Raw genomic sequence first — 19547 nt, 5'->3', positions numbered from 1 at the left:
AAAGCGGTTCATGCGGCGCCGGCCAGGCGCGCGGCTTCGGCCAGGTCGACCGACACCAGGCGCGACACGCCCGGCTCGCGCATGGTCACGCCGGAAAGCTGCCGCGCGGCTTCCATCGTCGCCTTGTTGTGGGTGACAAACAGGAACTGTACCGCCTCGCTCATCTCGCTGACCATCGCGGTGAAGCGGCCGACGTTGGCTTCGTCCAGCGGCGCGTCCACCTCGTCCAGCAGGCAGAACGGCGCGGGGTTGAGGCGGAAGATCGCGAACACCAGCGCCACCGCGGTCATCGCCTTTTCGCCACCGGACAGCAGGGTGATGTTGGACACGCGCTTGCCCGGCGGCCGCGCCATGATCGTCACGCCGGTGTCCAGCAGATCCTCGCCGGTCAACTCCAGGTAGGCGTGGCCGCCGCCGAACAGCCGCGGGTACAGCTCCTGGACGCCGGCGTTGACACGGTCGAAGGTGTCCTTGAAGCGGCCGCGGGTTTCGCGGTCGATCTTGCGGATCGCTTCTTCCAGCGTATCCAGCGCAGAGGTCAGGTCGGCGTCCTGCGCATCCAGGTATTCCTTGCGCTGCGCGGCCTCTGCGTGTTCGGCGATGGCGGCCAGATTGACCGGCTCCAGCCGACGCAGCTTGCCGTCCAGCTCGCCAACCGTGCGCTCCCACGCGCCCGCCTCGGCGTTTTCCGGCAGCGTGTTCAGCACCTCGTCCATGACGAAGCCGGCTTCGACCACCGCCGCCGTGAACTGCTCGGCCTTCAGCGCCAGCGCCTGCTGGTCGAGGCGACGCTGGCCGATGGCCTCCCGCTGCGCCAGCGCCTGCGCGTCGCGCTGTTGGCGCACCTGCTCGTGCTGGCGCAGCTCGGCGTCGATGCCTTCCAGCGTCGAGCGCGCCTGCGCCAGCGCGCGATCGGCGCGCACACGCTCCTCCAGTGCGGCCTGCCGCTCGGCTTCCAGCGCCTGCACGGGCGCATCGCCTTCGGCCATCTGCGCGGCCAGGTCGCCAAGCCTGGAATCCAGCTGCCCGCGCTGCCCGCCCATGCGTTCCAGCGCCTGCGCCAGCGCCACCGCCTGCACGCGCTGCGATTCCAGCGTCAGCGCCAGTGCGTGCGCGGCGTCGCGCGCCTCGCGGGCAGCGCTGCGGGCCGCCTCGCGCTTGTCGGTGAGGTAGCGACGCTCGTTTTCCAGGGTCTGCCGGGCCGACTCCAGATTGCCCATCCGGCCCAGCGCGTCGTCGATGCGGATGCGCGCCTCGGCGGCCTGTTCCTTGTTCGCCTCCAGCACTTCGCCCAGCTGCGCCAGCTCACCGTCGATGCGGGCGATGCGGTTGCGCGCGTTCTCCAGCCGGCCCTGCTGGCTCTGCAGCTGGCCGGCGAGCTCCGATACGTTGCGATGCGCCATGTACAGCTGGCGCTGCGCGTCCTCGCGCTGCTGCTCGGCCGCCAGATGGGCGTCGCGCAGCCGGATCAGCGCGGCGTCCAGTTCGCGTTCGCGCTGCTGGTGCTGTTCGATGTCGCCGCGCAGGCTCTGGATTTCCTTCTCGCGCAGCAGCGCGCCCTGCTTGGCCGCGCCGGAACGCGCGATGCGCACCCAGCCGTCGCCAAGCCGCTCGCCGCCACGGGTGATGACCGAATCGCCCTCGCCCAGCGTGGCCTGCAGCGCGCGTGCATCGACTAGGGTGTCGGCCGCGTGCAGCCGCGCCAGCAGGCGACGGATCGCGCGCGGGCCCTGCACTTTCGCCGCCAGCGAGGTGGCGGGATAGGTGGCGTCTTCGGCCGCGCCGGCGACCAGCGCCAGCCGGCCTTCGCCGAGCTCGCCCAGCGCATCGACCAGCTGCTCCGGCGCCTCCACGATGACCGCTTCGATCAGCTGACCCAGCGCGGCTTCGACCGCATTTTCCCAGCCGGCCTCGACCTGCAGGCGTTCGCCGACGCGGGCGGCATCGTTCAGGCCATGCGCTTCCAGCCACTGTTTGGCCGCGCCTTTTTCCTGCCCCAGCGCAGCCGCCTGCAGGGTTTCCAGCGAAGACAAGCGGCCGCGCGCGCCCTGCGCTTGCTTGCGCAGTTCGGCCAGCTCCGACTGGGCAGCGCGCTGGCGCTCCTGCACCTCGCCGCTGGCCTGCTTGCGGGTTTCCACGTCACCGGTCAGCGACTCCAGCGATTCCTTCTGGGTTTCGTGCTGCAACTGCAGCTGCTCGAAGGCATCGCTGAGGGTGTCGAGGTCGAGCCCGGCGCGCTCCTCGCGCAGCTGCTGGCGGCGGCGGTCGGCGTCGAGGATCTGCCGGTCCAGGTGTTCGATGCGGGTGCGCTCGACGTCACCGGCGCGCGCGGCTTCGGCCTGGTCGCGGCTGTGCGTGTCCCAGCGCTGCTGCCAGTCGGCCAGCCGGGTTTCCGCCTCGCGCAGGGCGTCCTGGCGCAGCAGGTCTTCTTCCTGCAGCAGCTCAAGCCGGGGTTCGGCATCGGCCAGCGCCTCGCGCAATACGTCGAGCTTCTGCTGGTCGCCGCTGATGTGGCTGCCCAGTTCGGCCAGCGCTGCCTGCGCCTCGTCGCGTGCGCGCTGCAACCGCACCGACAGTTCGCGCTGGTGGGCGATCTGCTGTTCCACCCGCGCCAGCGTGCTGCCGACCTGGTAGACCGCGGCCTGCGCGGCATTGAGCGCATCACTGGCGGTTTCGCGGCGCTCCCGCCCGGTTTCCAGCTCGCTTTCGGCGTGGCGCTGCTCGGCGATCAGCTGCTCCAGCCGGGTTTCCTCGCGCGCCAGTTTTTCGCGCAGGCCCTGCAGGCGGGCGTCCAGCGCGCGGAACTCCAGCGCCTTCCATTCGGCGTCCTTGACCCTGCGTTCGGCCTGGATCGCGGTGTACTGCTCGGCCTGCTTGGCCTGCCGCGCCAGGTGCTGCAGCTGCTTGCCGACTTCCTCGCGGAGGTCGTTGAGGCGGTCCAGGTTCTCGCGGGTGTGGCGGATGCGGGTCTCGGTTTCCTTGCGCCGCTCCTTGTACTTGGAGATGCCGGCCGCCTCTTCCAGATAGACGCGCAGTTCTTCGGGCTTGGCCTCGATGACCTGCGAGATCATGCCCTGCTCGATGATCGAGTAGCTGCGCGGGCCCAGACCGGTGCCGAGGAACAGGTCGGTGATGTCGCGGCGACGGCACTTGCCGCCATTGAGGTAGTAGCCGCTCTGGCCGTCGCGGCTGACCGTGCGCTTGACCGAGATTTCGTTGAACGCCGCGTATTCGCCGGTGATGGTGTGGTCGCTGTTGTCGAACACCAGTTCCACGCTGGCCTGCGACACCGGTTTGCGCGCCGAACTGCCGGAGAAGATCACGTCGGTCAGCGAATCGCCGCGCAGGCGGCTGGCGGCGCTCTCGCCCATCACCCAGCGGATCGCGTCGATGATGTTGGACTTGCCGCAGCCGTTCGGACCGACGATGCCGGTCATGTTGGTCGGCAGGTGCAGCGTGGTCGGATCGACGAAGGACTTGAAGCCGGACAGCTTGATGGTGGACAGGCGCATGCGCGTCGGTGAACCCTTGGCGGCGCGAACCCGCGCCGCTGGAAAATTGGACTGAATCGATCCCCTAAACCATTGTTTTATCTAAGGGAAACTCTGCGGCAGGCAGATGCCGACAGATGAGTATAGCGGCGCTACGCGGCCTCGTCGGGGGTTCGCGCGCGGATCGCCAGGGCGTGGATGTCGGTCTGCATCATCTCGCCCAGCGCGGCGTAGACCAGCCGGTGCCGGGCCAGCGGCAGCTTGCCGGCGAAGGCGGCGCTGACGATATCGATGCCGAAATGGCCCTGCCCGCCGCGGGCGCCGGCATGGCCGGCGTGCCTGTGGCTGTCGTCGCTGACCTCCAGCGACAGCGGCGACAGCGCCTGCATCAGCAGCTCGCGGATGCGCTCGACCCGCGCCGGGTTCAGGCGCGGAATGTCGACCTCGCTCCAGCCGCCGCTCACGGCAGCACCTTGCGGAACGGGCGCACGTCCACCCGCGCGTACACGCCGGCGGCGCAGTAGGGATCGGCATCGGCCCAGGCGCGGGCGTCCTGCAGCGAATCGAAGCGGGCCACCACCAGGCTGCCGGAGAAGCCCGCCGGGCCCGGATCCTCGGCGTCGATGGCCGGGCATGGACCGGCCAGCAGCAGCCGGCCCTCGTCGCGCAGCGCGTGCAGGCGTGCCAGGTGTTCCGGGCGCGCGGCCTGCCGCCGCGCCAGCACGTCCTGTCCGTCATAGCCCTCGATCACGTACCACATCGCATCCGCCCTCCATGAACCGTTGCCGCCATTGTAGGGGCGGCCAGTGGACAGCCGCGGCGGCAGCCCGTACCCTTGGCCGATCGTGTTAAGGCCCGATCCCGCGGCCCGCGCGGCCATCCGGCGCCCCACACGCCGCCCCGCGCCCGCCGATCCGGCCTCCTGCCACCCGTTCCGATGCCGCCCGCTGGCCGGGTGCATGCGCGCAGTGGCGGATTGCTGCAGGCGCAAGGTGACCCGGCCGGTACGGCCATCGACACATGCTGTGGCCCGGAGGGGGCCGCAAACCAGATGACATCCGAATCCAGCAGCGGCCCGGCGGCCGATGCCCCCGCCCACAATCCGAGCATGCGCCCCGAACAACAGGCCGCGCCGCAGCAGCAGGAAATGCCGCTGGCGATGGTGCTTGGACAGCCGGTGGTGGAGATCCCGAAGGATCTCTACATCCCGCCGGACGCGCTGGAAGTCATCCTCGACGCCTTCGAAGGCCCCCTGGACCTGCTGCTGTACCTGATCCGCCGGCAGAATCTGGACATCCTTGACATCCCCGTCGCCGAGATCACCCGGCAGTACGTGGACTACATCCAGGCCATGCACGAGATGCGCTTCGAGCTGGCTGCCGAATACCTGGTCATGGCCGCGATCCTGGCCGAGATCAAGTCGCGCATGCTGCTGCCGCGGCCGCCCAGCGAGGAAGGCGTGGAAGACGATCCGCGCGCCGACCTGGTGCGCAGGCTGCAGGAGTACGAGCGCTACAAGAAGGCCGCCGAGGACCTGGACACCCTGCCGCGGCAGGACCGCGACACCAGCGTGGCCACGGCCCACCTGCCCGATCGCGCCGCGGTGCGGCTGCCGCCGCCGGTGGAACTGAAGGAAATGCTGCTGGCCCTGCACGACGTGTTCAAGCGCGCCGAGCTGTACACCCAGCACGCGATCAAGCGCGACGCGCTGAGCGTGCGCCAGCGCATGGGCGAACTGCTGGAGCGGCTGGCCGGCGGCGCCTTCCACCGCTTCGAATCGCTGTTCACGGTCGAGGAAGGCAAGCTGGGCGTGGTGGTCACCTTCCTCGGCCTGCTCACCCTGGCCAAGGAACAGCTGATCGACATCGTGCAGGACGAGCCTGTGGACGTTCGCCAAGGCGAACGTCGGCCGCTGGCGCCGATCTACGTGAAGTCGCTGACCACGGGCGAAGACGCGCCCGCGCTGGACGAGCTTTCCAGCGAGTTCGATGACGCAACCGGGCCGAATGCATGACCGAAATCGACCAATCCCTTGTCACCCGCGTCGTCGAGGCCGCACTGCTGGCCTCACACCAGCCGCTGACGCTGGTCCAGCTGAAGGGTCTGTTCCCGCTGGACGAACCGGCGCCCGAGGACAGCGTGGAAACCGCGCTGCGCGAGCTGCAGGCCGGCTGCGACGGGCGCGGCGTGGAGCTGGTTGAAGTCGCCTCCGGCTGGCGCTTCCAGATCCAGGCCGACGTGCACCCGTGGGTGGCGCGGCTGTGGACCGAGCGGCAGACCAAGTACACCCGCGCCACCCTGGAGACGCTGGCGCTGATCGCCTATCGCCAGCCCATCACCCGCGGCGAGATCGAACAGATCCGCGGCGTCACCGTGAACAGCAGCATCATCAAGGCGCTGGAAGAACGCGAGTGGATCCGCGTGGTCGGCCATCGCGACGTGCCCGGCAAGCCCGAGCTGCTGGCCACCACCAAGACCTTCCTGGACTACTTCGGACTGAAGCGGCTGGACGAACTGCCGCCGCTGTCGGAACTTAAGGAGATCGGCGAGCTGGAACCGCAGCTTCCGTTTGCCCCGGCCATTCCGGCCGGGATGGAAACGGGGTCGGAGAACATTTCCAGCCAAGCAAGCCCGAACGAAGACAGCGATGGGGAAATGGTCTCGGACCCCATTTCCGTACACGCTCTGCCCGAACAACCCCAACCCAACCAAGACCCACACGGAGACGACGCGAATCCCTCGGCTGACAGCCGCGCATCGTCGGAGCAAGCACATGAGCAATGAAGATTCCAAGACCCGCCGCCCGCTGAGCCTGAAGCGCGCCGCCACCGAAACCGCCGCCACCCCGCAGATCAGCGAACGCCTGCACAAGGTGCTGGCGCAGGCCGGCCTGGGCTCGCGCCGCGCGCTGGAAGCACGCATCGCCGAGGGCCTGGTCAAGGTCAACGGCGAGGTCGCGCAGACCGGAATGAGCATCACCGGCGGCGACAAGATCGAGATCGACGGCCGCACCTTCGTGGCCAGCGCGCTGACCGATCCGCCGCGCGTGCTGATGTACAACAAGCCGGAAGGCGAAGTGACCACCCGCGAAGACCCCGAAGGCCGCCCGACCATCTTCGACGCACTGCCCTCGCTGAAGGGCGCGCGCTGGATCGCGATCGGCCGGCTCGACATCAACACCACCGGCCTGCTGCTGCTCACCACCGACGGCGAGCTGGCCAACGCGATGATGCATCCCAGCCACGAGGTGGAACGCGAATACGTCTGCCGCGTGCGCGCGCCGGAAGGCGAGGAAAGCGTGTCCGACAAGCTGGTGGACCGGCTGGCCCGCGGCGTTGCGCTGGAGGACGGCCCGGCCAAGTTCGACGAGATCGAGCGCGTGACCGGCGCCAATGCCCCGCAGGAAAGCAGCCACGACTGGTTCCGGGTGCTGTTGAAGGAAGGCCGCAACCGCGAAGTACGCCGGTTGTGGGAATCGCAGGGCTGCCAGGTCAGCCGCCTGAAGCGCATCCGCTACGGCCAGGTGCGCCTGCCGCAACCGCTGCTGCGCGGACAGTCGCAGGAGCTGCCGCAGGCCGAGGTCGAGGCGCTGCGCAAGGCGGTGGGGCTGGAAGACGGCGCGCCGTCCGCGCTGACGCTGATGCCGGTGCTGGGCCAGCGCAAGGCTGGCAAGACCGTGGTGACCGGCAACGCCCGTGGCCACGGCTACGTGGGCGGCCACACCACCGCAGACGAAGGCCGCGAACTGCGCCGCTTCGACGCCTTCCGCGAGGATCGCGGTCGCCGCGGCGCCCCCCGCAAGCCCGGCGGCCTGACCGTCAGCGGCGAGATGGCCGCGGCGCAGCGTGACAAGCACCTGAAGATGAAAGGCCCGCGCCAGCCCGGCCAGCGCATGAAGCCCGGCGAGCAGCGCGGCGACAATCCGGCGGCGATGCGCACCTGGTTCGTGCCGGATGGCGTGGACACCGGCCCGTCCGGCCACCGCAACCCCGGCCAGCGCGGCCCGAAGAAGTTCGGTGACAAGCCGTTCGGCGAACGCAGCGGCGGCGCTGGCCGCCCCGGCGGCGGCAAGCCGCGCGGACCCGGTGCCGGCTTCGGCGGCGACGCTCGCGGCCCCAAGCCGTTCGGTGAGCGCGGCCCGCGCCGTGAAGGCGGCCCGGGTGCCGGCGAAGCGCGTCCGCAGCGCGCGCCCAAGCCTTACGGCCATCCGGGCAACGCCCCGCACTTTCCGTCCGACCATGCCCACGGCGGCGGCTTCAACCCGTACGGTGGCAGCGGCCACGGTGACGCCCGTGGCCCGCGTGGCCCGCGTCCGGGCGGCCCGCGCCCGGGCGGCAACCGCAATGGCCCCGGCAATGGCCCGCGCGGCCCGCGCGGCCCGCGTCCGGCCGGCGGCAACCGCGGCCCGCGCGGCGGCAGCAAGTAAGCCGCAGCGTTTTCCAGTCGAAGTCATGCCATCACGCCCGCAGCTGCGGGCGTGATGGTTTCAGCAAGGCGAAGCCTGCGCGCTGACGCACCGCAGGCAGCTTCGACGTCAGCCCTGCGTCGGCGGCGCGTCCCGGTGTTCGGGCCCGCCGCCATGGAGCGGCTGCACCGGCCCTTCGACCATCTGCCACTCGGCCTGCGCCGCCTCGCGCAGTCGCGCCAGATCGGCTTCGCTGCAGGCGGCATCAACCTCGACCCGGGTCAGGCAAATCGCCTGATTGCGGCCGCTGGCCTTGGCCAGATACAGCGCGGAATCCGCGAGCCCAAGCGCAGCCGCCCACGACTGTCCCGGCATCATCGGATAGGCGACCACGCCCAGCGACACGCTGACCGGAATCGCCTGCCCCTCGAACATGACCGGATCGCCGCCGATCGCATCCAGCACCTTTTTCGCCACCAGCGGCAGCGCCGCGGCCGGGGTGGTGGGCAGCACCAGCACGAACTCTTCGCCGCCCCAACGAGCCACCACGTCGTTCTGGCGCAGCTTCGCCTGCAGGCGCCTGACCGTTTCCACCAGCACCGCGTCGCCTGCCGCGTGCCCGCGGGTGTCGTTGATCCGCTTGAACAGATCCAGATCCAGCAGCATCAGGCCGATGCTTTGCCCACTGGTCGCCTGCTCCATCTGCTGCTGCAGCCCGTCCAGCATGGCCTGGGTGTGTCGGCGGTTGAATGCGCCGGTCAACGCATCGGTAGCCGACTGCAGGGCCAGCGCGGCATTGACATGGGTCAGCTTGCGGTTTGCCAGCCGCGCGCGCTTGATCGATTGCCAGGATCCCAGCAACACCAGCCCCAGAATCACCGCCAGCGCGATCCACAGGCGCTGCTTCCAGCTCTCTGCCTCCAGCTGGCTCTGTTTGGCCGTGTTCTGGGCAGCGAGCTTCTCGATCTCGTCGGCCTTGCGCTGGGCAGAGTATTTTTCCTGCAGCTCCAGCACTGCGGTCTCGCGCGCCTGAACCGCGCGCTTTTCCTGCAGCTCGGTGATCGTCTGCAGGGCATCCAGCGCTTCTTCATACCGCCCGGCCTCGCGCAGCACCCGCACCAGTTCCTGGGTGATGCCCAGCGTGTAGACCTCGATGTCGGCCTGTTTGGACAGCTCCACGGATTCACGCAGCACGGCCACGCCCCGGTCCACGTCTCCCATCCCCGCCAGTGCGATGCCGATGTTGGCCAGCGGCGCGATCATTTCCCGCTGCAGTCCCTGCTCCCGCGCCAGGGCCAGTGCCTGCCGCGCATACCGCAGCGTCTGCGCGTAGCCGCCGGGCTGCGACAGCCAGAAATCGGCCAGGTTGTTGAGGATGATGATCCTGTCTCGCAACAGGTCCGGGTCGTCACCCACCAGCGCCAATGCCTTTTCCAGCGCAGCGCGCTGCTTCGTGCGTTCCCCGGCAAGCGAATAGGCGTGGCCCAGGTCGAGCAGAATGGTGGGCCGCTCCACCAGATAGCCAATCTCTTCCGCCAGCCGGTAGGCCTCGTTCCCCATCTGGATCGCGCGCTTGGGATCGCCACGATCCGCATTCAGCGCGGCCATCAGGCCCAGGTATTCCACCTGCGCCGCGTTGCGGCCTTCCAGCTTGGCCAGCTCGCTGGCGCGGACCAGCAGGGCGATTGCATCGTTGTAGTTGCCCTTCCGCCTGTCCAGTTCGGCCTGCGCCGCCAGCAGCTTCCGCAAAGCGTCCCGCGAATCCAGCTGTCGCTGCAAGATCTCCATCTCCGCCAGTCGTGCTTCGGCATCCGCGCGCGCTGCCTTGTTGATGACTCCCTCGCGGAACGCCGACAAGGCCAGGTCGAACCTGCAGCGCACGCAGCCTTCCTTGTCTGCCATCAGTTGCAGCGCAGCGGCGCTGGAGCGATGCACCTGCGGATGCCGGCCGCCCCTGGACAGGTCCAGCAATACGCCGTGATAAGCGGCGCGGCGCGCCAGCGGCGCGTCCTGGCCGGGCACGTCCTCGACCGACTGCAGGCGCTGGATCGCCGCCGCCACTGACGGATAACCATGCTCGCGAAAATCCTTCAGCACGTCGTCCATGCGCGCCTGCGCCGCGGCCAGCGACGACAGCATGCACAGCAGCAATCCGGCGACCAGCCGTAGTCCAGACTTCATCGACACCCCATGCTCCCCATGCTCCCCATGCGATTGTTGTACTCCACCGCGCATCGCCGCGATGCGACTCCTTCGGCAAAAACCGCAACCCGTCCGCCCGGCCCATGACCCGCGTAAGCTCGCAGCATCATCACGGAGGCCTCCATGCACGTTGTCCTGTCGCTACTGCTTCTGTTCGCCGCCCCGCAGGCAGCAACCACCACGGCCATGGACTATAGCGAAGCCAAGCGCCTGGCCGATGCCGACGAGGCCGCGGTGACCGGCCCCGCCAAGGAAAGACTGCTGGCGGCGCAGGCAGCGCTGCTGGATGCCGGGGTGGCCGAATGCAATCGCTTCGATCTGCGCGGCGACCTCACGCCGTTCGTGGTGGTGATGCAGCTGGATGCACAGGGCCGGGTGCAGCAGACCTGGCGGCAGGGCGGCTCGCCACTGGCGATCTGCCTGCAACGCTATGTGCGCGGCCGGACGCTGGTGGCGCCGCCGAAAGCCCCATTCCACGCTTCGCTGGAAATCAGCTTCGACAAGTAGCGGAGCGAATGCGGCAAAAATAGAACAATCCGTAGTTTTATACCGGATTGAACGCAATTTTCAGACAATCCATCATGACACCCAAGGCAACCGGCATCGCGCCGGCCCGCATTGGAGCAAAGCCATGAAGAAGGTCCTCGAAGTCGCCGGTGCGCCCGGTCGACACTCGGTCGGCAACGGGTTTCCCGTGCACGGCATGTTCGGCTACAGCGGCCCCGGGGTGGCCGAGCGCAGCCCGTTCCTGATGCTGGATTACGCCGCACCGTTCCGGTTCGAGCCGACCACGGAACGGCGCGGCGTCGGCCAGCACCCGCACCGCGGATTCGAGACCGTCACCATCGTCTACGAAGGCGAGGTGGAACACCGCGATTCCACCGGCAACGGCGGCATCATCGGCAAGGGCGACGTGCAGTGGATGACTGCTGCCGGCGGCATCCTGCACGAGGAATTCCACTCGCCGGCCTACGCGGCCGCGGGCGGGCCGTTCGAAATGGTGCAGCTGTGGGTCAACCTGCCGGCCAAGGACAAGCTGGCGCCGCCCGGCTACCAGGGCATCCTGGACGCGCAGATCCCCGCCATCGCCCTGCCGGGCGAGGCCAGCACGCTCCGGTTGATCGCCGGCGAGTACGCCGGCCAGCGCGGGCCGGCGCACACCTTCACCCCGATGAACGTCTGGGATCTGCGGCTGGCCGCCGGCCAGCGCGTGTCGCTGCCGCAGCCGGCAGGCTGGACCACCCTGCTGGTGGTGCTGGACGGCACCGTGCAGGTGAATGGCGAAGCCATCGTGCGCGCCGCGCAGATGGCCACCCTGGCCACCGCCGGCAGCGGAGTGGAAATCGAGACCAGCGGCGCGGCGAAGCTGTTGCTGCTGGCCGGCGAGCCGATCGACGAGCCGGTGGTGGGTCACGGCCCGTTCGTGATGAACAGCCAGCAGGAGATCATCCAGGCGATCGCCGACTTCAACAGCGGCAAGTTCGGGCGCATGGCCGGATAAGCCGGCCGCAAGCTCCGCACACGCTCCAAACGGAACTGGCGTCCCTGCAACAGGGACGCCAGCGACGGGAACCGTCAGGAAAACGCGCCCGCCCCAGCGGGCGAGCTGCCGTCAACCCAGCGCAGCGAGGGCGGCGGCGTAGTCCGGCTCTTCGGTGATTTCCGGCACCAGCTGGGTGTACAGCACCTTGTCGTGGTCATCCAGCACCACCACCGCGCGCGCGGCCACGCCGGCCAGCGGGCCGTCTTCCAGCGCCACGCCATAGTCGCGCAGGAACTCGTGCCCGCGCATGGTCGAGAGCATGGTGACGTTGTCCAGGCCTTCGGCGCCGCAGAAGCGCTGCTGGGCGAACGGCAGGTCGGCCGAAATGCACAGCACGGCAGTGTTGGCCAGCCCGGCGGCGTCCTGGTTGAAGTGGCGCACCGAGGCCGCGCAGACGCCGGTATCGATGCTGGGGAAGATGTTGAGGATCTTGCGCTTGCCGGCAAAGTCCGCCAGCGCGCGGTCGGACAGGTCGACGCCGACCAGACGGAACGCCGGTGCCTGGTCGCCGATCTGCGGAAGCTGGCCGCCGACGCTAACGGGATTGCCCTTGAGGGTGACGCTGGACATGTGGAACTCCTGAACGGAACGATGAATGGGACACCCATGCTAGGGCGGCAGACGTAAGCCTGCCGTCACGGCACCACGGCCGTCCATGCGGGGGTGGCGAACTTCTCCAGCACCAGCGCCTCGGCCCGCGCAAGCTCATTCGGGCGGACGGCGTCGTCGGACAGTCCGTGCGCCTCGCGGAAGGTGTCGATCATCCGCGCGATGACTTCCGCGCGGGCCAGCCCGGTCTGGCTGCGCAGCGGGTCGACCCGCTTGTTGGCGCTCTGGGTGGCCTTGTCGGACAGTTTCTCGCGGCCGATCCGCAGCACCTGCAGCATCTTGTCGGCATCGATGTCGTAGGCCATGGTCACGTGGTGCAGCACCGCCTTGCCGCGGCGCATCTGCGCGGCGCCGGCGATCTTGCCGGCCTTCGAGGCGATGTCGTTGAGCGGCTGGTACCAGGCCTCGATGCCCAGCGTGCGCAGCGCCTCCAGCACCCACGCGTCCATGAACGCGTAGGACTGCTCGAACGACATCCCGGCCACCAAAGACTCCGGCGCCGACAGCGAATAGGTGATGGTATTGCCCGGCTCGATGAACATCGCGCCGCCGCCGGTGATCCGTCGCACCACCTCGATGTCATGGCGGGCCGCGCCGTCGGGATCGACCTCGTTGCGCAGCGACTGGAAGCGCCCGATCACCACCGCCGGCGATGCCCATTCCCAGACCCGCAGGGTGGGGGCCCGGCGGCCGGCCGCCACCTCGTCGGTGATGACCTCGTCCAGCGCCATGTGCAGCGCCGGCGACTGCGGCCCGGCGTGGACCAGCTGCCAGTCGAATGCACGCCAGGCGCTCATGCCGCCTCCGCCGCGTCGATGGCGCGCCGCACCGCGACCGCAACCGCGTCGGCGCTGATCCCGTACATCCGCACCTGCGCCGGCAGCGCTGCCTGCACCACCGCCGCAAGCACGTCCACATCGGCATCGGCGCCCTGCCCGGCCAGCGCCGCATTGATCGCGTCCAGCGCTTCGTCGGGTTCGAGGAAGAAGTCCCCGCTCAGCGCCACCTGCGCCAGCCGGCCGTGTTCGATGGCCACGTCGGCCACCACCAGTTTGCCGCCCGGCATCTTGTATTCGCCATGTCCCTGCATGCCGGCATTGTCGGCTGGCATCGCGGTTGCCGCCATGACCTCGATCACGCCTCGAGGTTGAAGGCATCCGCATCGCGCAGCGCCGGGAAGCGCTCACGATGCGCCTGCAGTTCCGCCGCCTGCAGGGTGGTGGTGACCACCACTTCGGTATCCATGCACTCGCTGACCGGCTGGCCGAGGAAGTCGATCACCGCGCTGTCGCCGCTGTAGTGCAGGCCGTTGCCGTCGATGCCGACCCGGTTGACGCCGACCACGTAGCTGACGTTCTCGATCGCGCGCGCGCGCAGCAGGGTCTTCCACGCATGACTGCGCACCGACGGCCAGTTGGCGACGTACAGCGCGAGGTCGTAGTCCGGCAGGCCGGGACGGGCCGCGTCGAAACGATTGCGCGAGAACACCGGGAAACGCAGGTCGTAGCAGACCTGCAGCAGGATATGCCAACCCTTCCATTCCACGATCACCCGGCGGTCGCCGGCGGCGTAGCGTTCATGCTCGTTGGCGAAGGAGAACAGGTGACGCTTGTCGTAGTGGGCCAGCCCGCCACCCGGCGCGGCGAACAGCATGCGGTTGTAGACGCCGTCGCCGTCGCGCAGCTGCACGCTGCCGGTAACGGCGGCGTCCAGCCGGTCGGCCTGCTCCAGCATCCACGCCACGGTGGTGCCTTGCATGTCTTCCGCGGCACTCACCGCGTCGTTGGAAAAGCCGCTGGTGAAGGTTTCCGGCAGGACGACCAGATCGGTGGTGCCGTGCAACGGTGCGATCAGCCCGGCGTAGTACTCGCGGTTGCCCGCGGGGTCGTGCCAGCGGGTCTCGCCCTGCACGATGGAGACGCGCAGGTCGGACTGGGGGGCGGAGTCATCCATGAGTGTCATGCCTTGGGCGGATCGGGAAGGAATTTCAACACGTTGCCGTTGATGCAATAGCGCTTGCCGGTGGGCGGCGGGCCGTCGTCGAACACATGGCCCAGGTGGATGCCGGAACTGGTGCTGCGTACCTCGACGCGGCGCATGCCGTGGCTGTCGTCCTGCAGGAATTCCAGCGCGCCCTGCATGGGCTCGAAAAAGCTGGGCCAGCCGCAGGCGCTGTCGAACTTGGCGTCGCTGCGGAACAGCGCAGCCCCGCTGATCGGGTCGAAATAGGTGCCGGGGCGGGACTCGTACAGGTGCGCGCCGGTGCCCGGCAGTTCAGTGCCGGCTTCGAAGGCAATGCGGCGCTGCTCGGGACTGAGCAGGTGGAAGCCCAGCCACTGCCAGAACTTCTTCGGATCGCCCGCATAGCCGGTGAACCGCGTGACTTCCCTGCCCTGCTGGAACAGCACGATGGTCGGCGTGCCCAGCAGCGGCCCGGCCAGCGTCCAGCCGCTCGGCGCCTTCTGCGAACGGGTCTTGGCGAACGGCACGTCCGCGTTCCAGCCCGCCAGCACCTGCGCCTCGAACTTCTCGCAGTACGGGCAGTCCTCGGCGTCGTACACCACCAGCTGGCGATCATCACGCAGCGTGCTGCCATCCAGCGGCGGCGTGGTCACGACATCGGCATCGATGCCGTACTTCACCCCGGTGCCGCCCAGCCCGCAGTAGCCGTCGGGATTCTTCAGCAGGTAATCCTGATGGTTCTCCTCGGCGCGGCTGTAGTGGCGCAGCGGCAGGATCTCGGTACTGATCCGGCCGTGGCCGGCGCGCGTGAGGTTCTTCTGGTAGAGATCGCGGCTCTGTTCGGCCAGGATCTTCTGCGCCTCGCTGGTGAAATAGATCGCGCTGCGGTAGTTGCTGCCGATGTCGTTGCCCTGGCCGTCGGCCTGGGTGGGATCGTGGTTCTCCCAGAACGCCACCAGCAGAGTCATCAGGTCGAGGCGCTTCGGGTCGTAGCGCACCCGCACCACCTCGGCGTGGTTGCGGGCCTGGCTGCGGCCGGCGCGGATCAGCCGCTCCTCGCGCAGCACGTCTTCGTAGGTCACCTTGGGCGCATCGCCGCCGGCGTAGCCCACCTCGACATCAGCCACGCCCGGCACCGCGCGCAGGCGCTTTTCCGCACCCCAGAAGCAGCCCATGCCGAAATAGATGTCCTGCAGCTGTTGCGTGTCCATGGCGGCGGCTCCTGTCCGTGGCATGACCGGTCGGGCCTGCAAGGCCCGCCATCCCAAGAATGCCGCTGCGCCCGTCAGCAGCAGTGCGAACAACAGGGCGATGGTCTTGTCGGCCTGCATCACGGCCTCCAGTGGTTGGGTGCTACAGCTTGGACAAGCGTTCGATGGCGCGGTTCACCGTGTCCTCGTTCTTGGCAAAGCACAGCCGCAACAGGCGCTGGCCGGCCGGTGCCGAGGCGTAGAACGGCGATAGCGGGATCCCGGTGACCCCGTGCTCCACGGTCAGCCAGCGCGCGAACTCCAGGTCCGGCAGGTCGCTGACGGCCGAATAGTCCACCAGCTGGAAATACCCGCCCGGCACCGGCAGCGGCTTGAGCCGGGTTGCGGCCAGCTGCGCGCGGAAGCGGTCGCGCTTGTCCTGGTAGAACGCGCCGAGCTGCTCGTGGTGTTCCGGCTCCTGCATGATCATTTCGGCGAAAGCATGTTGCGACGGCGTGAAGCTGCAAAACACGTTGTACTGGTGGACCTTGCGGAACTCCGCCGACAGCGCCGGCGGCGCGATCGCGTAGCCCAGCTTCCAGCCGGTGCAGTGGTAGGTCTTGCCGAAGCTGGAGATCACGAAGCTGCGCTCGCGCAGGTCCGGGTAGAGCAGCGCGGATTCGTGGCGGGCGCCGTCGAACACGATGTGCTCGTAGACCTCGTCGCTGAGCAGCACGATGTCGGTGCCGCGCAGGATGTCCTGCAGCGCCTGCATGTCGGCGGCGGTGAACATCGCGCCGGACGGGTTGTGGGGGCTGTTGACCATCAGCATGCGCGTCTTCGGCGTGATCGCCGCGCGCACCGCGTCCCAGTCGGGGGCGAAGGTTGCCGGGTCCAGCGGCACGTGCACCGCGGTGGCGCCGGCCAGCTCGATGGCCGGCTCGTAGCAGTCGTAGCAGGGGTCGAGGACGATGACCTCCTCGCCGGCGCGCACCACCGCGTGGATGGCGTTGAAGATCGCCTCGGTGGCACCGCTGGTGACGGTGATTTCGGTGTCGGCATCGGGGCGCCAGCCGTAGCAGCGCTCGGTCTTGGCGGCGATGGCCTGGCGCAGCGCCGGGATCCCGGTCATCGGCGCGTACTGGTTGTGGCCGGCCTGCATCGCGCGGGTCAGCGCGTCCACCAGCCGCGGCGGCACCGGGAAATCCGGGAAGCCCTGGCCGAGGTTGACCGCACCGTGCTCGGCCGCCAGCTGCGACATCACGGTGAAGATGGTGGTGCCGACCTTCGGCAGTTTGGTGTCTGGACGCATGGCGATGCCGTTTGCAGCGGGCATTCCAGTGTACGGAATCCACGCGCAGGCGGATGCGCAGGCAGGCGCAGGACGGTGGGCGCGCGTCGGAGCGGGCCGGTAGAATCGGCGGCCCATGCCCGATTCCCGCACGCCTTCCCGACCCCTGCTCGCCGCGCACGGGCTGGCGTTCTCGCGCGACGAGACGCCGGTGTTCGGGCCGCTGGATTTTTCCGTCGATGCCGGCGAGGCGCTGCTGGTGCAGGGCGGCAACGGCGCCGGCAAGACCACCCTGCTGCGCGTGCTGGCCGGCCTGCTGCGCGCCGAGGCTGGCAGCGTGGAGATCGACGGCCTGCCCGCACGGCCCGCGTCGCGCGCGCGTCACATCGCCTACCTGGGGCACCTGCCGGGCCTGAAGGCCGACCTGTCGGCGCTGCGCAACCTGGAATACCTGTGCGGGCTGCACGGCCGGCGCGTCCGGCAGACGCCGGAAGCGGCAATGGCCATCGTCGGGCTCGGCGGTTTCGAGGATGCGCCACTGCGCACCCTCTCGGCCGGGCAGAAGAAGCGCCTCGGGCTGGCCCGGCAGTGGCTGTCGCCGGCGCCGCTGTGGCTGCTGGACGAGCCCTACGCCAACCTCGATCTGGACGGCATCCAGCTGGTCAACCGGATGGTGGAAGCGCATCTGCGCGAAGGCGGCGCGGCGCTGATCACCACCCACGGCGCCTACGCCGCGCCGCCGGTGCGCACCCGCCTGCTGGAACTGAAGAGGCCGGTGGCATGATGTGGCAGGCCGCGCGGGCGCTGATGACCCGTGACCTGCAGCTGCTGTGGGCGCGCCGCGGCGACGCCCTGCAGCCGGCGTTGTTCGCGCTGCTGACCGTGGTGCTGTTCGCGCTGGCCCTCGGCGGCGACGCCAAGTCGCTGGCGCCGGTGGCGGCGGCGGTGCTGTGGCTGGCGGCACTGCTGGCGGGGCTGCTGGCGCTGGACAACCTGTTCCGCGGCGATGCCGAGGACGGTTCGCTGGAACAGTGGATGCTGGCGCCGGTGCCGCTGTGGTGGCTGGTGCTGGTGCGCACCCTGATGCACTGGGCCACCACCGCGCTGCCGCTGATTCTGGCAGTGCCGCTGCTCGGCGAGTTGCTGCACCTGCCGCATGCGCAGCTGCCGGTGCTGATGCTGTCGCTGCTGCTGGGCACGCCGATCCTGAGCCTGCTGGGGGCAGTGGTCGCCGCGCTGACCGTGGGCATGCGCCGCGCCGGCATCCTGGTCGCGCTGCTAGCGCTGCCGCTGTACGTGCCGGTGCTGGTGTTCGGCGCCGGCGCGGTGGCTGCGCACGCGCAGGGCTTCGACCCCGTCGGCGCGCTGCTGCTGCTGGGTGCCGGGCTGGCGCTGGCGCTGGCGCTGGCGCCGGTGACTGCGGCCGCGGCGCTGCGAATCGCCCATTCATGAAGCAGCGTGCGCTTGAGATGGATCAATGTTCTTTTAACGGATCAGGGATGACAATGACGCGCCTGGCCGTCGCGGCCAGCCCCATTTTTTTGGGTTCTTCTCCCAACTGAGGGGAGAGGCGCACGGCCGACCGGGCAGACTTGCTGATGTCTAAGGCAACAAACTGGGGCCGGCCGTGGCCGAGGGTCATTGTATTTCCCAGCTGGGCGGCTGGGAGGGGTATCGGGTTGAGGACTGGCGGCACGAGCAGCGCGGAGAGCACCGTTGGCTGGTGCTGGAGCTGAGTCCGGCATCTGGCGAATCTCGCCGCTGCAGCGGCTGTGGTGAGGTCGTTGCGACGATCCACGACCGCACGCCGCGTCGGATACGCGATCTGCCGGTGTTCGGGACCCCGGTCGAGCTGCGCGTCGAGCGCCTGCGACTGGCTTGCCCTCGCTGCGGCCCGCGGCTGGAGCACCTTGCATGGCTGGATCCCCACTGCCGGGTGACGCGCCGCCTGGCCGACAGTGTCGCCCGCCTGTGCGCGGTGACCTCGGTGCTGCATGCCGCACGTTGGCATGGCATCGACTGGAAGACCGCCAAGACCATCGACTTCCGGGCGCTGGAGCGCAGCTTGGGGCCGGTGGACCTGGACGGCATTCGCCGGCTGGCGATGGACGAGTTCGCAATCCAGAAGGGCCACCGCTACGCCACCGTGGTGGTCGATGTGGAGCGCAAGCGGGTGCTGTGGGTGGGGCGCGGCCGTTCGCGGGCTGAGATCAGGCCGTTCTTTGAACTGCTCGGCGCTGCCCGCTGCGCACGCATCGAGGCCGTGGCCATGGACATGAACACGGCCTACGACCTGGAGGTGCGCCAGCACTGCCTGAACGCCCGGGTGGTCTACGACCTGTTCCACGTCATCGCGAAGTACGGCAGGGAAGTGATCGGGCGCGTGCGGGTGGATGCGGCCAACCAGTTGCGCCACGACAAGCCGGCTCGCAAGGTGGTCAAACGGGCGCACTGGCTCCTGCTGCACAACCCGGAAAAGCTCAGAACGAGCGAACAGGTGCGATTGGACGAGGTGCTAGCCGCCAACCAGTCGCTAATGACGGTCTACGTGATGAAAGAACAGCTCAAGGCGCTATGGTCGGTACCGACCGCATGGGCATGGAGGGGCGCGTGGACGCAGTGGCTGCGTCACGCCCGGGCAAGCGGCATCCCGGCCCTGATGCACTTCGCCAAGTGTCTGCGTCCCTACTGGCGCGGCATCCTCAGCCGGGTCCGCTGGCCGATGCACACGGGCATCGTCGAAGGCATCAACAACCGCATCAAGGTCATCAAGCGTATGGCCTACGGCTATCGCGATGACACCTACTTCTTCCTCAAGATCCGCGCCGCATTCCCCGGAGTTGGGAGATGAACC

At 68.9% G+C, this 19547-nt stretch carries 19 protein-coding genes; 8 read left to right on the top strand and 11 right to left on the bottom strand.

Annotation, left to right across the window (positions count from 1 at the left end):
* Positions 1 to 8: 8 nt before the first annotated feature.
* From smc to G582_RS0111300, 3 genes are all read right to left on the bottom strand, one after another.
* Positions 9 to 3512 carry a chromosome segregation protein SMC gene (smc, locus tag G582_RS0111310; protein ID WP_028839928.1) on the bottom strand — a complete coding sequence of 1168 codons (3504 nt, stop codon included), beginning with the start codon at positions 3510 to 3512 and terminating at the stop codon, positions 9 to 11.
* A 131-nt stretch (positions 3513 to 3643) separates the two neighbouring features.
* A complete protein-coding gene (locus G582_RS0111305) occupies positions 3644 to 3880 on the bottom strand; it encodes a BolA family protein (RefSeq protein ID WP_051247187.1) in 237 nt (78 codons plus the stop codon).
* A gap of 71 nt (positions 3881 to 3951) precedes the next feature.
* Entirely contained in the window at positions 3952 to 4251 is a 300-nt protein-coding gene (locus tag G582_RS0111300; protein WP_028839926.1) for a YciI family protein, read from the bottom strand.
* Positions 4252 to 4599: 348 nt separating this feature from the next.
* Here G582_RS0111300 and G582_RS0111295 point away from each other — a divergent pair, with 348 nt between their 5' ends.
* The 3 genes from G582_RS0111295 to G582_RS0111285 are packed head-to-tail and all read left to right on the top strand — an operon-like array spanning position 4600 to position 7917.
* Positions 4600 to 5505: a segregation and condensation protein A gene (locus tag G582_RS0111295; protein ID WP_156880473.1), complete on the top strand. Its 906-nt coding sequence runs from the start codon at positions 4600 to 4602 to the stop codon at positions 5503 to 5505.
* Positions 5502 to 6275 carry an SMC-Scp complex subunit ScpB gene (gene scpB / locus G582_RS16420; RefSeq protein WP_425476551.1) on the top strand — a complete coding sequence of 258 codons (774 nt, stop codon included), beginning with the start codon at positions 5502 to 5504 and terminating at the stop codon, positions 6273 to 6275. The genes G582_RS0111295 and scpB overlap by 4 nt, the downstream gene beginning before the upstream one ends.
* Positions 6265 to 7917: a pseudouridine synthase gene (locus G582_RS0111285; protein ID WP_028839924.1), complete on the top strand. Its 1653-nt coding sequence runs from the start codon at positions 6265 to 6267 to the stop codon at positions 7915 to 7917. Before scpB ends, G582_RS0111285 begins: the two co-directional genes overlap by 11 nt.
* Positions 7918 to 8025: 108 nt before the next feature.
* On the opposite strand, the gene G582_RS0111280 is transcribed toward G582_RS0111285, so the two are convergent.
* Entirely contained in the window at positions 8026 to 10077 is a 2052-nt protein-coding gene (locus G582_RS0111280) for a GGDEF domain-containing protein (protein WP_169380626.1), read from the bottom strand.
* A gap of 144 nt (positions 10078 to 10221) precedes the next feature.
* On the opposite strand from G582_RS0111280, the gene G582_RS0111275 reads away from it, so the two are divergent.
* Positions 10222 to 10605, top strand: coding sequence for a hypothetical protein (locus G582_RS0111275; RefSeq protein ID WP_028839922.1), 384 nt, complete (start codon positions 10222 to 10224; stop codon positions 10603 to 10605).
* A 124-nt stretch (positions 10606 to 10729) separates the two neighbouring features.
* Positions 10730 to 11599, top strand: coding sequence for a pirin family protein (locus G582_RS0111270; protein ID WP_028839921.1), 870 nt, complete (start codon positions 10730 to 10732; stop codon positions 11597 to 11599).
* Between the two features lie 111 nt (positions 11600 to 11710).
* On the opposite strand, the gene tpx is transcribed toward G582_RS0111270, so the two are convergent.
* The 6 genes from tpx to G582_RS0111240 all read right to left on the bottom strand — a co-directional run bounded on the left by tpx (position 11711) and on the right by G582_RS0111240 (position 16714).
* Positions 11711 to 12211: a thiol peroxidase gene (gene tpx, locus G582_RS0111265; protein WP_028839920.1), complete on the bottom strand. Its 501-nt coding sequence runs from the start codon at positions 12209 to 12211 to the stop codon at positions 11711 to 11713.
* Positions 12212 to 12276: 65 nt separating this feature from the next.
* A complete protein-coding gene (locus G582_RS0111260; protein ID WP_028839919.1) occupies positions 12277 to 13047 on the bottom strand; it encodes a lipoate--protein ligase family protein in 771 nt (256 codons plus the stop codon).
* Complete coding sequence (gene lplB / locus G582_RS18225) at positions 13044 to 13388, bottom strand: lipoate-protein ligase small subunit (protein ID WP_248642771.1); 345 nt, start codon at positions 13386 to 13388, stop codon at positions 13044 to 13046. The genes G582_RS0111260 and lplB overlap by 4 nt, the downstream gene beginning before the upstream one ends.
* Complete coding sequence (locus G582_RS0111250) at positions 13385 to 14203, bottom strand: amidohydrolase (RefSeq protein WP_038053898.1); 819 nt, start codon at positions 14201 to 14203, stop codon at positions 13385 to 13387. Before G582_RS0111250 ends, lplB begins: the two co-directional genes overlap by 4 nt.
* A gap of 5 nt (positions 14204 to 14208) precedes the next feature.
* Entirely contained in the window at positions 14209 to 15423 is a 1215-nt protein-coding gene (gene msrA, locus G582_RS0111245) for a peptide-methionine (S)-S-oxide reductase MsrA (RefSeq protein ID WP_038053913.1), read from the bottom strand.
* A gap of 142 nt (positions 15424 to 15565) precedes the next feature.
* Positions 15566 to 16714, bottom strand: coding sequence for a pyridoxal phosphate-dependent aminotransferase (locus G582_RS0111240; protein ID WP_028839915.1), 1149 nt, complete (start codon positions 16712 to 16714; stop codon positions 15566 to 15568).
* Between the two features lie 115 nt (positions 16715 to 16829).
* Here G582_RS0111240 and ccmA point away from each other — a divergent pair, with 115 nt between their 5' ends.
* Positions 16830 to 17477: a heme ABC exporter ATP-binding protein CcmA gene (ccmA, locus tag G582_RS0111235; RefSeq protein WP_028839914.1), complete on the top strand. Its 648-nt coding sequence runs from the start codon at positions 16830 to 16832 to the stop codon at positions 17475 to 17477.
* Positions 17474 to 18145, top strand: coding sequence for a heme exporter protein CcmB (gene ccmB / locus G582_RS0111230; RefSeq protein ID WP_028839913.1), 672 nt, complete (start codon positions 17474 to 17476; stop codon positions 18143 to 18145). Before ccmA ends, ccmB begins: the two co-directional genes overlap by 4 nt.
* A 22-nt stretch (positions 18146 to 18167) precedes the next feature.
* Here the strand turns inward: ccmB and G582_RS18220 are convergent, their stop codons facing one another.
* Positions 18168 to 18335 carry a hypothetical protein gene (locus G582_RS18220; protein WP_169380624.1) on the bottom strand — a complete coding sequence of 56 codons (168 nt, stop codon included), beginning with the start codon at positions 18333 to 18335 and terminating at the stop codon, positions 18168 to 18170.
* Between G582_RS18220 and G582_RS0111225 the strand changes: the two genes are divergently transcribed.
* Complete coding sequence (locus G582_RS0111225; protein WP_083961090.1) at positions 18321 to 19544, top strand: ISL3 family transposase; 1224 nt, start codon at positions 18321 to 18323, stop codon at positions 19542 to 19544. The genes G582_RS18220 and G582_RS0111225 overlap by 15 nt on opposite strands.
* The last annotated feature ends 3 nt before the right edge of the window (positions 19545 to 19547 follow it).

Origin of the sequence: Thermomonas fusca DSM 15424 (genome assembly GCF_000423885.1) — a bacterium.
Taxonomy (GTDB): Bacteria; Pseudomonadota; Gammaproteobacteria; order Xanthomonadales; family Xanthomonadaceae; genus Thermomonas; species Thermomonas fusca.
Note: the sequence above shows the minus strand (reverse complement) of the source record. Positions and strands in the feature narration are given on the sequence as shown.